The sequence below is a fragment of the Pseudomonas sp. XP2 genome, from assembly GCF_053557975.1.
Genome location: NZ_JBNRIK010000004.1, coordinates 234,234 through 246,721 on the forward strand (window position 1 = coordinate 234,234; position 12,488 = coordinate 246,721).

The window sequence follows — 12,488 nt, forward strand, 5'->3', positions numbered from 1 at the left end:
AGGCTACCACTGGCTGGTGAGCGTTACCGGTACGCGCAGCGGCGCAATGGGGCCGTCACGTTGCCCGCACATCTCATCATGCACCACCTGCTGTACCAGCATGCAAGGCACGGGTGGCAGGTCGGCCAACAGCTGCCGCAGCTCAGTAGTGGAGCGCACGCGAACGGGCTGCCCATGGGCATCGCTCAATGTCACGGGGCCGGCGTCGGTCAAGGCGCGCAGGAGGTAGAAGCCACCTTCCAGCGACAGTAGTTCAAGTTCCTTTGCTTCGCCGGTCGAGACCAGTTGGGTAAGCGCGATCAGGTTCATGGTGTGCCCTCTGGCAGGCGACGGAAGAACAGGGTGATCTGGCCGACTTCAACGCCCAGCTTGCTCATGCTTGAACGGTTGATCAGGGTGTCGTCATCCATGAGGTACATCCAGTCGTCCAGGTCTACCTGCCAATGCCGCCCGTCAACTGGCAAGTCCAGCTGGTACCGCCAGCGCAGCGCGTTACCCGCCACTTCGCCGCGCGCCTCGCCGATCACGTCCCCTGCGGTACCGCGCCAGCGGCCAGGGCCGTCTGGCACCAGTGTCCAGGTACGCTGCTGGCGAGTGCCATCGCTGTAGAGAAAATGTTCGTCGAGGATCAGCCGCTCACCTTCGCGGCGGCTGTCGATACGCACGTGGAAGCGCTTGACCACTTCCCCGGAACGCTTCTGGAACATGCCCCAGGCCTGCACTGGTCGCGAGAAGAATGCAGCCAGGTCCAGTTTCGGTTGCTCCTGGGCATAGTGCTCGACACCAACATTGCCACAGCTGCCCAGAAGCAGGCAGGAAACCAGCAACAGCACTTTGTACATGTTCATGTCCCTCAGTCGTTGCCAGCCTGCCCAAGCAGGCGCTGGCGCAGTTGTGTATCCCGGGCTCCGGGGTCGAGCCAGATGGCAAAAAACGCCCTGGCAAAGACCGGGTCGGCGATTTCACGGCTGAATTTATCGTCGACGTAAAAGCGGCAGCCCTGCCCCGGCAGGTACAAGCCGGTAATGCGCATGCCGGGGCGCACGTCCACGAATGCCTCTTCAATCCCACGGGTCCAGGCCGTACGTTGTTGCGGCGTTATGCTGCCACCGTTGAGGCGGCGCATTTCCTCGAGGCTGGCCTGTACCAAGGTGTCCCTGGACAACGAACGGTGGTAGAGGAGCTCAAGGGCGAAGGGCTGGTTCCAGTCATGAACTGGCCCTGAAGTCCATAATTGGGCTGTATACAGACGCAGACCAAACCAGGTGAACTCACCACTCCCAAGCCGTTGCGCCCCAGGCAGCTCCGCCCTCCAGCCCGCCACCGCTGAAAAGGTAGCCAGTAGCAGACAAAGGCAAGCCCAACGAGCACGGTGCGCCATACTGACCTCGAGCACGCATAAATACTGTACAACAATAGCATCTTGTACAGATATTGTGTTCCAACTGCATAGATTTTAATGCGCAGCGCCAGACCTCGGTCACGTCACCAGTGATATCACCAGGTCCGCAATATTGAGAGGCACGAATGCCACGGTCAGCAGCGCATAGGCCTTGCGCGAGCTGGCTGCAAACACACACAGCGGCATCATGATCATGACCACGTCAAAGGCGCCCCACAGCGCCATGGGCGAAACGCCGAACAACAGAATGTTGACGATGAACCCAAGCAGGTAATAGCCCGACAGAAATAACAGCGCGAAGCGGCCATCCTGCTCGAAGTACACGCGAAGCCCTTCACGTTCGTCCTCGCTGCGGCTGGGCAAGATCAGCGCCGAGGAAACGAACAGCGCAAGTGCCAGCAACACCAAGAGCAAAAACTCCTGGAACGAGAAGGTGGCCCTGACTTGCGGCAGCGAATTGACCGCCCACCAGAAATCCATCTGGGTGGTGAAGAGCATGACCGCCCAGACCAGAGCCACCCAGTCTGGAGCAGCGTTGCGCCGGATTCGGAAGACGGTCAGCGCCCCCAGAAGCAGGCGTGTGACAGAAAGGCCCAAGACCATAGACAGGACGGTAGCAACGATAGGGAAATTGCTCATGGTGCCTCCTGCAGACCAAGACTCTGGACAGCGTAGGCGGCGAACAGCAAACTTTGCACAAATGAGTACGGGTTCTGGGGGCGTGTCGCAGGATTTTCAGTGCCTGTGAAACCGAGCGCCGCGCGGGCGGCGCGGGTCTACTCCCCCAAAATAAGCCTCGAGGCTGGCTGTTCCTCACCAAAACCTGCAGCGTCACTCACCCAAGGAGCCTGCCTTGTCAGAACGCACCCACTGCGGCGTGAAGCCCAGCGACTCTGCCTGGTCGGTGTTTCTGCTGTTCTTGCGCCTGGGGCTGACGTCTTTCGGTGGCCCCATTGCGCACCTGGGTTACTTTCGTGAAGCATTTGTAGCTCGCCGCCAATGGCTCAGCGAGCGCAGTTATGCCGAGCTGGTCGCGGTGTGCCAACTGCTTCCCGGCCCCGCTAGCAGCCAAGTCGGCATCGCTCTGGGCCTGTCACGGGCGGGTTTCGCGGGCGCTGTCGCTGCGTGGGCAGGGTTCACATTGCCATCGGCCCTCCTGCTGACGCTGTGTGCTCAGGGCCTGGGGGCATGGGGAGGTGGCGCCCCAAGTGGCCTGTTGCACGGCCTGAAAATCGTCGCAGTCGCCGTGGTGGCCCAGGCGGTGTGGGGCATGGCACGTAGCCTTTGCACCGATGTTGCGCGGGTAACCATCGCCCTGTTCGCTGCCTGTACCGCGTTGCTGTGGCCTAACGCGATCGGGCAGATAGCCGTGATCTCAGGCTCGGCCATCACAGGCTTGATCCTGCTCAAGCCTCCGGGCTCCCCGGCAGGGGAAGAGCTGCCGTTTTCAGTCAGCCGAAGGGCCGGGCTGGCTGCGCTGGTCCTGTTCTTTGCCTTGTTGGTAGGCTTGCCGCTATTGACTCGCATCTGGCCCTCGCAAGCACTGGCAATGGTCAACGCGTTTTATAGCGCAGGCTCGCTGGTATTCGGCGGCGGGCATGTGGTGCTACCGTTGCTTGAGTCGGCCACAGTGGCCAACGGCTGGGTCACAAATGACACCTTTCTCGCAGGTTATGGCCTGGCGCAGGCCATACCGGGCCCACTCTTCACGTTTGCAGCCTTCCTGGGTGCAGCCATGAGCGTGCAGCCCTCCGGCTGGGTGGGCGCGACGGTTGCCATTCTCGCCATTTTTACCCCCTCCTTCTTGTTGGTGATCGGTGTCGTTCCCTTCTGGGAAACACTGCGGCGCAGCGCCCGCAGCCAGTCAGCGCTTGCCGGTGTAAACGCCGGCGTGGTCGGGCTTCTGCTGGCTGCCTTGTACCAACCGGTGTGGACGAGCGCCATCGCCAAGCCAGCAGACTTGGCATGGGCGCTGATCGCCTTGATGGCCCTGATGTTCTGGAAGTGGCCTGCAGGGTTGGTTGTCCTGGGCTGCGGCGTGTTCGGTTGGCTGCTGAGCGGCACCTTATAGCCGCGCAACGAAAACAACCAGGCTGAGGGCTCATTCGCCTTCAGCCTTGAAACCAGCGTTGCGGCCTCACCGCCCCGGCAACATGCGCATGAGGGTATTGTCCTTCAGCCAGTAATGATGCAACAGGCCTGCACAGGCATGCAGCCCGATCAGCCAGTAACCCGCATTCCCCAGCCACTCATGCCACCCCCTGAGCGCCCTGGCCAGCGTCGGGTCCACCGCCACGGGTGCAGGTATGGCCACACCCCAATAGGGCAACGGCTTGCCAGCGGCCGCGAGCATCAGCCAGGCCAGCAGAGGTGTAAAGATCATCAGGACGTACAATGCAATATGCAGCACGCTGGCCATCAAGCCCTGCCAGGCAGGCGGCGTCGGCACGATTGCAGGCCGTGGGCTGAGCCGACCAAGGAGGCGCAGCCACACCAGGGTGAAGATGCCAATACCCATCAAGGCATGCACGCCTAACAGGGGGCCCTTGAGAAAGTGCCCTTTGGGCAATACCTCGCGCAATTGGACACAGGCATAAACGCCCATGAATAAAACGAGCATGCTCCAATGCATGATTATCGAAAGTTGCCCGTAACGGGCGGGGTTCGACGTGCGTGCCATATCCAGGGCCTCTTGTGACAGGGAAGTATTCGCTGCCCATCGGCGCTGAAGGCAAACCGGGCAACGTACACCACCACGTTGTCAGCCCAAGCTTAAAGAAGTCTGAAGTGCCGATACGTTATTTGAAACAGGTGAGGCCGTGCAGCGATTGGCGTGAGCAGCTCACTGCAAGGGAAGCGACACGATGGCAGCCAGCCCGCCAGTGGCCCTGTTTTCCAGGCGCACCTGCCCCCCCAGCCGCTCGACGATGGTGGCCACGATGGATAACCCCAGCCCTGCGCCATTGGGGCTATTGCGGCTATAGAAGCGCTCGAATACGCGCGCAAGATCCGCGTCGTCTATGCCCTGGCCTTCATCTTCGACCACCAGTTCGAAGCGAGTGGCCAGGCGCCTGAGTGATACCGTGATGCGCCCGCCAGGCGGTGAATGCTCCACCGCATTGGAAACCAGGTTCTGCAAGGCGATGCCCAACGCGCCGGCATCGATCATCAGGCCATGGTCACCTTCGCTGAGATCCAGCGAGGGCTCCAGGCCGCGATCCAGGATCCAGGGGGTGAGATCCGCCAGCACATCGGTGACCACTTCGCCCAGGTCGACACGGGTGGTGGCGCGCTGACCAAGGCGCGGCTCGACCCGGGCGAGGGTCAGCAACTGGTTGACCACCCGGGTCAGCCGGTCCACGCCGCCAATCAGAAAGCCCAGGGCTTTCTGGCGCTCGGCATCGGTACTGGCGGCCTGTGCGTTCTGCGCATGCAGGCGCAGGATCGCCAGCGGCGTGCGCATCTCATGGGCGGCGTCGGCAATGAAGCGATGCTCACGCCGCAGCAGGTCATCGATCTGCGCCAGCAGGCGGTTGATGGCGGCTTGCATAGGCTCAAGCTCGGTCGGCAACGGCACCAGTTGCAGGGGTTCGAGGGAGTCGGCATGGCGCCCACGAATCACATCGGCCATGTTCTGCAACGGGCGCAAGCCCCAGCCGATGGCCGCCCAGACCAACAGTGCCAGGCCCAGGCTGCCAAGCAGGAACGGGAACAGGGTATGGCGTACGATGCGGTCGATCAGGTCGTAACGCACATCGTCGCGCTCACCCACCCAGATTACCCACTGTTTTTCGGGCACCGGTAATACAAAGCCGCGCCACTGTTCGCCACCACTGGCAAAATCGTAGAAGCCCGCCGCCGTAGGCGGTGCGTCGAGCGTCGGCGCACTGGGGGTGTGCACCAGCAACCGTGCTCCCTCACCCCACACCTGGAACGCCAGCTTGCTCTCATAGGGGTGGCCCACACGGTGGCGCCCGGCCTTGCCCAGCGCCTCGTTAAATGCCTGATACAGCTTTTCGCGGTTGCCATCCTGCACCGGCAGGTTCATCACCCCCTGCAACAGCCGGGCATTCTGAGCCATGTGAGCATCGTAGACTTCGTTGATCTCGCGGCGGCTGTCGTGATAGTTGTACAACGCCAACAAGCCGGTGCCGAGCAGCATCAGCGCCATCACCCGCCACAATGTGCGCTGGCGCAACGAGCTCACAGCTTGGCCTCGACCAGATAACCGATACCGCGCACCGTGCGGATCAGGCCGTTGAACAGTTTCTTGCGCAGGTGATAGATGTTCACCTCCAGCGTGTTGCTCTCAGGCTCCTCGTCCCAGCCATACAGCAGCTGGGTCAACCGCTCACGCGTGAACACCTTGCCCGGTTGCGCCAGCAACTCGTGCAGCAGGCGATACTCTTTGGGCGTCAGTATCACAAGCACGCCGTTGTAGTGCACCTGCTGGGTGGCAGGGTCCAGGCTTACGCCTGCGTGCTCGATCAGCACCTTGGCCCGCCCGGCGCTGCGCCTGAGCAAGGCGCGCAGGCGGGCCTTGAGCTCATTGAGGTCAAAAGGTTTGACCAGGTAGTCGTCGGCACCGGCATCCAGGCCAGAGATACGGTCCTCGGTCGCATCGCGCGCGGTGAGGATCAGTACCGGCAAGCTATTGCCCCCTGCCCTCACCCGTCGCAGCAGCTCGATGCCGCCCAACCGCGGCAGCCCGAGGTCGAGGATCACCAGGTCGAACACTTCATGTTGCAGGGCATGCAGCCCGCTCAGGCCATCGCGCAGCCAGTCGAGGGTGTAGCCCTCTTGGCGCAACCCGTCGCAGATCCCCTCGCCCAGGGCGGTATCATCCTCAACCAGCAGCAGCCGCATGTTCAGTCCTGTTTGTCCTTGATGGCCTTGAGTAAAGCATCGATATCGCCACGCCGGCCCTGATCGGCCAGTTCGCGGCCTGGCCGTGGCGGCGCCTGGCGTGCTTTTTCCAGGGCAGCGGTGGCTTCAGCGTAGCGTTTTTGCCGGAACAGATGATCGGCCCAGAAGTAATTGCTGTCGATACCATAGGGGTTTACTTGCAGCGCCTTGCGCAACAAGGTATCTGCCTTGTCGCTGTCACCGAAACCGATAGGCCAGCCTGGCACCTGGTCGTACAAGGTGCCCAGGCTGGTATACGCCGAGCCCTGCAGGGCATTGGGGTCGAGTTTCATCGCCTCTTCGAGGCTGGCCTTGGCCGACTTGACCTTGCCCAGCGCCCCCAGGCCGCCGGTGGCTCCCGCCCAACTGCTGTTGATGATGCCCTCCCAGATCAAGGGTTCGGCCGAGCCCGGGTGCTGGTGGACCAGCGTAGAAGCGTCGGCTGCCAGTTTCTCGAACGCCTCGGCGCGTTTGTCTTTAGGCGTCTGGTACTGGATCTGCGCCCAGCGCTGCTGCAAGTTAGCCAATTGTTGGCTGCCGGCCTGGTCCAGCGCCCAGGTGAACGGTGCAAACGCCAGCAGGCCAGCGATGAACAGACGTTTCATTTGATCGACTCCTTGGAATGGCTAGCAAGGTAGCGGCGGATCACCGGCAATTGCTTGCGCAGTGCGCGGTCGACCACGCCGGGCAACATGCCGTTGATGCGTACAAAAAGCTTTTCTGGCCACCCCAGGTAAAGCTCGCTGCGTTCTGACTGCACGGCCTTGAGCACAGCGCGGGCCACATCTGCCGGGTCGTCCATGCCGACCTTCAGCGCCTGGTTGAGCGCCGTGGCGGCGGTGCTGTTCATCGCTGTGCGGGTTGCCCGGGGGGCGGCGTACATGACATTCACCGAGGTATCCGCCAGCTCGCGGCGCAGCGCCTCAGAGAAGCCGCGCAGGGCAAACTTGCTGGCGCAGTAGGTGGCATAGCCGGGGTAGCCGATCGAGCCGTAGGTGGATCCGACGTTGACCACCAGTGCCCTGGGTTGTGCGCGCAGCAGCGGCAGGCACACACGCGTCAGTTGCAAGGCGGCTTTGAGGTTGATGTCCAGCAACTCGTCCAGCGCCTGTTCGTCGATCTGGTCGAACAGGGCAAAACGGTTCACGCCTGCGGCATTGATCAGGACATTGACCCCGCCCATCTCCCGGGCACGGGCGAGCACCTGCTCACGCCCGCCATGGCTGCGCAGGTCGGCCGATTGCCACAGCAGCCTGTCGTGATAACGGTTCATCAAACTGGCGAGCTTGCCCATCTGCCGGCTCACCGCCAGTACCCGGGCACCGGCTGCACACAGCTGCTCGGCCAACTCCAGGCCGATGCCTCCGCTGGCGCCAGTGAGTATCACTACACACTCAGGCAAGCGCATGACGCACCTCTTGCAGGCCCGCACGCGGCAGCCCGTGGAACATGTCGGTGTACAGGCGGTAAACCACCTTGGCCGCATGAATCACAGCCCGCTGGTCGTCAGCATCATCAAGGCGGTCCATCAGCTGCCGGTAGGTGACCATGTGGTCCTGGTCCAGCGCGCCATGGGAGCTGAGGTAGCTGAAGGCCCTGTCGGGCAACGCCAGCGTGCTCTGGATTGTGCCGGCGGCCTGGGTGGCCAGGGCAATGCTGGTGCCTTCGAGCACGTTGACCATGCCAAACAGCCCGACCGGGTTGCCACGGGCAATCAAGTCGTAAAGGTAGGCGACCATCAGCTCGATCGGCAGCGCCGGGCGACCGTCACGCACCGCCTCCCAATCGGCACCACAGGCATTGATGTCGTTGAGGACCCACTGCTCGTGGCCGTACTCCTCCTCGATGTATTCGCACACGGCGCCGCGCAGCCATTCCAAACGCGATGGCAGCCGCGCCCCGCACGCCATCATCAGTGGCACGGTGTGGCGTACATGGTGGTATGCCTGGGTCAGAAACGCCACATAGCTGTCGAGGCTGACGTGCCCAGCCAGCGCATCGCGTATGACCGGTACGGCAAACAGGGCCTGACGCTCCTGGGTAGTTTGCATTTGCAGGGTATCGAAAAAGGACATGGCAGACCTCACAACGGGATGTCGGATAACAGGGAGTGGTAACGCCGCAGGATGGCCTCGCGGCGCGGGCGGCCATTGGCGGTCAGTGTGTCGTCGGTACTGGACAAGGGGCACGGCAGGCGACGCCAGGCATGGACCCTGGCGTAGTCCGGCAGCAAGGCATTGCACTGCTGCACGGCCTGGTCGATGAGGGTATCGGGGGTAGCGTGGTCCAGCGGCCAGAGCAATGCCAGGTTCTTTGGCAGGGCCTCGCCATGCACGAACGCCTGGGCGATCACGCCGCTCTGGGTCAGTTCGGCCTCCACCCATTCCGGGTTGACGTTGCGCCCGAAGCTGGTGATGAACTGGTGTTTCTTGCGGCCATCGAGGTACAGGTAGCCCTCCTCGTCGAAATGGCCTAGGTCGCCGGTGGCCCACCAGCTATCGCAGACGGGTGGTTCCTCCAGATAGCCGAGCAGCACCGAGCCCGCCACCAGTACCTCCCCGTCCTCGGCGATACGCACCTGCACATGGGGCAGCGGTTTGCCGACACTGCCGCGGCGGGTTGCGCCTGGCCGGTTCAAGGCCACCACCGAAGCACACTCGGACAAACCATAGCCCTCGAACACCGGCAGGCCGATCGCTTCAGCGCGGGCCAGCAAGCTGGGCGCCACCCGGGCACCGCCAACCGCAACGAACCGTAACGCCCCCACCCGCATCAGCCCGCGCTCGATAGCAGTGATCAGCCCCATCAACAGCTGCGGCACCAGAATCAGGCTCTGCGCACCGCTCAGGGCGATGGCCCCCAGCAAGCGCTTGAAATCGACCTGGCTTGCACCGCCCATGCCCAGTTGCGCCTGGGGGTACAGCAACACACTTGCCCCGGCCATCAAGGCGGCGTAGACACCCAGGTTTTCCAACAGCACACCCAGCGGCAGCACCGCCAGGTAACGCTGAGGTTCACTGGGCCGGCTGGCCACCTCCAGTTCCCGGGCGACACGCAACAGAGCCTCTACAGACAGGCACACGCCTTTGGGCTTGCCCGTGCTGCCAGAGGTGTAGGTGATCTTGGCGGTACCGGCAGGCAGCGCGGCAGCAGGCTGAGCCTCGCGAACCCAGAACACGTCCTGCTGAGCGAACCCCAGCTCGCCGAGCGTCCCATGCCATTGCGGGTCGCACAGCACATGGCTGGCACCACTCTGCTCGATGCAATGGCTGAACTGGGCACTACTGAAAAACGACGGCACGATTACACAGGGGCGTTCGGCAAACAGCGCCGCCAAATCCCAGAACAGCAACTGCGGGCCATTATCCAGGGCCAGTACCAGCGGGCCTGGCGAACACGTGCGCAAGCTGTGAATGCGCAACCCCACTTCGGCCAGCAACTGCCTGTAGGTGAAGCGCTCGGTCGCCCCTTGCACGGCCACGGCGTCACCGTGATCGCGGGCAAACGTGACCAGCAGTTGATGAAAGCGCTCCAGTTCATGCGGCATGGCCAGTCTCCTGAAAGGCGGTTGGCAACCCCAAGCGCTGGAACACCCCAGCCTTGCTCAAGGCATCGAAGCCATGGCCGATGCTGCCGGCATAGACTTGTGGGTGTTGAGCGTAATAGGTACCCCAGTGGTCCAACTTCCCATTCAGCCGGGCCGGGTCGGCCGACGCCAGCACCGACGGCACCAACCCCAGGCGCTGGAAACTGTTGATCAGTGTCGTCGCGCCGGTGAACGCCACCCACTTCAGGCCCCGTGTAGCCAGTAGCCAGGTCACCGCTATGATCATGATTCGCGCGCTACCGGCACTGAGCGAGGCCAGGTTGCCCACTTCGACCATGCACTCACGCTCAAGGGGGCAGCCCGCTACCCGCGAAACTGCGGCTTCCAGCGGCTCATCCAGATAATGTTCGAGGAACAGCGGCCCGCTGCTGGCCGGGCGCAAGCCTGCGGCGGCAATCAGCCGGCCATGACTGTCGTGCAGCGCCAGCAGTTCGGGCAGGTAATGGTGCACATCAGCGTGGTGTACGTTGGCAAAACACTGATGAATGAAGTGCTCCAGCTCATCGCGGCCAGGGTCCTTGTGCAGATGAAGCGACAAGTGGGCGTGATGGTCGACGTGGCTGCCGATAGGCAGTGGGAGCAGGCTGCTCCACTGAGACTGGGTCATGAAACTCCCCCCGTTTGGGCTTGATGGGGTGAGTATCAGTGGTCAATCTGAAGGGAATCTGAAGTCAGGGCTTCGACCTTGGTCGCAGGGCGCGTGCTGATCGTTGGAGACAGAAGCCAGCGCGACAAGAGCGGCCACCGACTGACCTTTATCAATCACCCGGTGCTGTTCAAGCGTAGAACCGACGCGATGGCCATTACCGGCCTTTCTGGAAATGCAAAAGTACGGGAAGACCAAGTAGCGAAGCGTGACCCTACCAGCCCGGTAATTGACAACTGTCAAGCGCGCACAAGGCGACGCGTCGAAACTGAACCTCCTGTGTACACCCCATCACGTAAGGAGGCTTGCCATGGCATCCGCCGAAACACCCCGCCCCCATGCCGCAGCGTCATTTCCTGCCACGGCCGGCGAACACTGGATCGAAGCGCTCGACAACGGCACCCATGTGCTGATCAGGCCTTTGCAGCCCAAAGACCGTCAGCGCGAAAGGAACTTCATCGAACGCCTGTCGCCACAGTCGCGCCACTTCCGCTTCCTGTGCCAGCTCAAGGAGCCTGGCGAAGCCATGCTGGATCAATTGATGGTCGTTGACCAGGACCAGCACATGGCCTATGTCGCCCTCGCCCATGTCGACGGCGAACTGCAGGAAGTCGGTATTGCCCGTTACGCCACCAGCCCCGGTGGTGAAGATTGCGAGTGTGCTGTCACCGTGCTCGATAGCTGGCAGCGCCACGGTTTGGGCACATTGCTGCTCCAGCACCTGATCGATCACGCACGCGCCCAGGGCCTGCGACACATGTATTCCATGGACGCTGCGGCCAATGTGGCAATGCGCGAGCTGGCTCAGGCAGCGGGGTTTACCAGCGCCAGAGATCCGGATGACCCAAGCCAGCTGATTCACCAGCTTTCGCTGGCCTGAGGCAATGCCGCGGCAGTGGCCTCCGGCAGCAGGCCGAGGTGCCTCTGACACTGCCGCCCATCGGCTACGGTCGCCCCTCCCCGGGCCTTTTTGCCCAGCCGTTGAGCCTTGCCCTTGCTTGCAGGTCCTTGAAAAACTCCGGTGCGGTGCTAGCGCACAGTCAGACACGTACCGCTGGCCCGGTGCCGTGCTGCCAACCCCTCGAGCTAATCACGATAGTGCTCAAATTGGCGCTGTGCCTCGGCTTCATTCAGCCTTGCCTCGCGTAACACATGCTCTGCGCGGGGTTCGAACAGCCCAAGGATATGCACCGCCGCGCCGCTGGCATGTGCCTGCGCAAGGCCGCCGAGTGTGGGTCGATATCGGGTTTGTTGCAGATCAGAAAGTCATCAGCCGCCCACCAACTTGATCAATGTCAGAACCGGACCGACGCCTCACGGTACAACCAGTACAGCCACGTTGATCACGCCCTCTGGAGGCCCCATGAACAAGCAGCTGTTCCAAGACCCAGGCAATAGCGAGTACTGGATAGACACCCTTGCTGACGGCACAGCTGTGCTGATTCGCCCATTGCGCGCTGACGATCATGAACGGGACAGACGCTTTGTGAGCACAATTACCTACGAGGCCCGGCGCTTTCGCTTTATCGCCGGGCTCAGCGGTGGCTTGCCCAGCCTGGATACGCAGTTGATGCCGATCGACAGCCACCAGCGCATGGCGTATGTCGCGCTGGCCCATGAAAACGGCCAGCTGCATCAGCTTGGCGTAAGCCGCTATGCGGCGATCCCGGGTAGCCACAATTGCGAATGCGCCGTCGCTGTTGGCGAGCAATGGCAGCGCAAAGGGCTGGCCAAGCTGTTGCTGCAGCACCTGATAGCAGCGGCTCGGCGCAATGGTTACCAGTGCATGGTGTCCAGGGACCTGTCTGGCAATTACGCCATGCACCGGCTGACCAAGGCGCTGGGGTTCACCGCCCGCTACCTGGGCGGCGATGTCAGCGAAATCCTCCATGAGCTTGACCTGCGTGCCTGAAACAAGGCCCTTGCGG

Annotated in this window: 15 protein-coding genes; 3 read left to right on the top strand and 12 right to left on the bottom strand. The window is 62.4% G+C overall.

Translation table 11 applies throughout. From position 1 onward, the window contains the following. Positions 1-3 precede the first annotated feature (3 nt). The 4 genes from ACK1VC_RS07465 to ACK1VC_RS07480 all read right to left on the bottom strand — a co-directional run bounded on the left by ACK1VC_RS07465 (position 4) and on the right by ACK1VC_RS07480 (position 2,041). Positions 4-309 carry a DUF6482 family protein gene (locus ACK1VC_RS07465; RefSeq protein WP_016486281.1) on the bottom strand — a complete coding sequence of 102 codons (306 nt, stop codon included), beginning with the start codon at positions 307-309 and terminating at the stop codon, positions 4-6. Next, positions 306-842, bottom strand: a complete 537-nt coding sequence (locus tag ACK1VC_RS07470; RefSeq protein WP_060516728.1) for a DUF3833 domain-containing protein — start codon at positions 840-842, stop codon at positions 306-308. The genes ACK1VC_RS07465 and ACK1VC_RS07470 overlap by 4 nt, the downstream gene beginning before the upstream one ends. Positions 843-853: 11 nt before the next feature. Continuing rightward, on the bottom strand, positions 854-1,381 hold the full coding sequence (locus ACK1VC_RS07475; protein WP_024717790.1) for a chalcone isomerase family protein: 528 nt from the start codon (positions 1,379-1,381) through the stop codon (positions 854-856). 99 nt (positions 1,382-1,480) lie between these two features. Continuing rightward, the gene (locus tag ACK1VC_RS07480; RefSeq protein ID WP_016486278.1) at positions 1,481-2,041 is read right to left on the bottom strand and encodes a hypothetical protein; all 561 of its coding nucleotides are present in this window, start codon (positions 2,039-2,041) and stop codon (positions 1,481-1,483) included. A gap of 214 nt (positions 2,042-2,255) precedes the next feature. On the opposite strand from ACK1VC_RS07480, the gene chrA reads away from it, so the two are divergent. Further along, positions 2,256-3,473, top strand: coding sequence for a chromate efflux transporter (gene chrA, locus ACK1VC_RS07485; protein WP_016486277.1), 1,218 nt, complete (start codon positions 2,256-2,258; stop codon positions 3,471-3,473). A gap of 66 nt (positions 3,474-3,539) precedes the next feature. On the opposite strand, the gene ACK1VC_RS07490 is transcribed toward chrA, so the two are convergent. The 8 genes from ACK1VC_RS07490 to ACK1VC_RS07525 form a co-directional block, all read right to left on the bottom strand. Next, entirely contained in the window at positions 3,540-4,082 is a 543-nt protein-coding gene (locus tag ACK1VC_RS07490) for a cytochrome b (RefSeq protein WP_191087543.1), read from the bottom strand. A 162-nt stretch (positions 4,083-4,244) separates the two neighbouring features. Then, complete coding sequence (locus tag ACK1VC_RS07495; protein ID WP_024717791.1) at positions 4,245-5,609, bottom strand: sensor histidine kinase; 1,365 nt, start codon at positions 5,607-5,609, stop codon at positions 4,245-4,247. After that, positions 5,606-6,268 carry a response regulator gene (locus ACK1VC_RS07500; protein WP_016486274.1) on the bottom strand — a complete coding sequence of 221 codons (663 nt, stop codon included), beginning with the start codon at positions 6,266-6,268 and terminating at the stop codon, positions 5,606-5,608. The genes ACK1VC_RS07495 and ACK1VC_RS07500 overlap by 4 nt, the downstream gene beginning before the upstream one ends. A 2-nt stretch (positions 6,269-6,270) precedes the next feature. Next, positions 6,271-6,912 (bottom strand): tetratricopeptide repeat protein, encoded by a 642-nt coding sequence (locus tag ACK1VC_RS07505; protein WP_191087542.1) that lies wholly within the window; start codon positions 6,910-6,912, stop codon positions 6,271-6,273. Next, the gene (locus ACK1VC_RS07510) at positions 6,909-7,715 is read right to left on the bottom strand and encodes an SDR family oxidoreductase (RefSeq protein ID WP_016486272.1); all 807 of its coding nucleotides are present in this window, start codon (positions 7,713-7,715) and stop codon (positions 6,909-6,911) included. Before ACK1VC_RS07510 ends, ACK1VC_RS07505 begins: the two co-directional genes overlap by 4 nt. Further along, positions 7,702-8,382, bottom strand: coding sequence for a TenA family transcriptional regulator (locus ACK1VC_RS07515; protein WP_095114957.1), 681 nt, complete (start codon positions 8,380-8,382; stop codon positions 7,702-7,704). The genes ACK1VC_RS07510 and ACK1VC_RS07515 overlap by 14 nt, the downstream gene beginning before the upstream one ends. A gap of 8 nt (positions 8,383-8,390) precedes the next feature. Next, positions 8,391-9,854: an AMP-binding protein gene (locus ACK1VC_RS07520; RefSeq protein WP_191087541.1), complete on the bottom strand. Its 1,464-nt coding sequence runs from the start codon at positions 9,852-9,854 to the stop codon at positions 8,391-8,393. Then, positions 9,844-10,521 (bottom strand): thermostable hemolysin, encoded by a 678-nt coding sequence (locus tag ACK1VC_RS07525; RefSeq protein WP_016486269.1) that lies wholly within the window; start codon positions 10,519-10,521, stop codon positions 9,844-9,846. Before ACK1VC_RS07525 ends, ACK1VC_RS07520 begins: the two co-directional genes overlap by 11 nt. 349 nt (positions 10,522-10,870) lie before the next feature. On the opposite strand from ACK1VC_RS07525, the gene ACK1VC_RS07530 reads away from it, so the two are divergent. Continuing rightward, entirely contained in the window at positions 10,871-11,440 is a 570-nt protein-coding gene (locus tag ACK1VC_RS07530) for a GNAT family N-acetyltransferase (RefSeq protein ID WP_016486268.1), read from the top strand. 483 nt (positions 11,441-11,923) lie between these two features. Then, positions 11,924-12,472, top strand: coding sequence for a GNAT family N-acetyltransferase (locus ACK1VC_RS07535; RefSeq protein WP_095114953.1), 549 nt, complete (start codon positions 11,924-11,926; stop codon positions 12,470-12,472). The last annotated feature ends 16 nt before the right edge of the window (positions 12,473-12,488 follow it).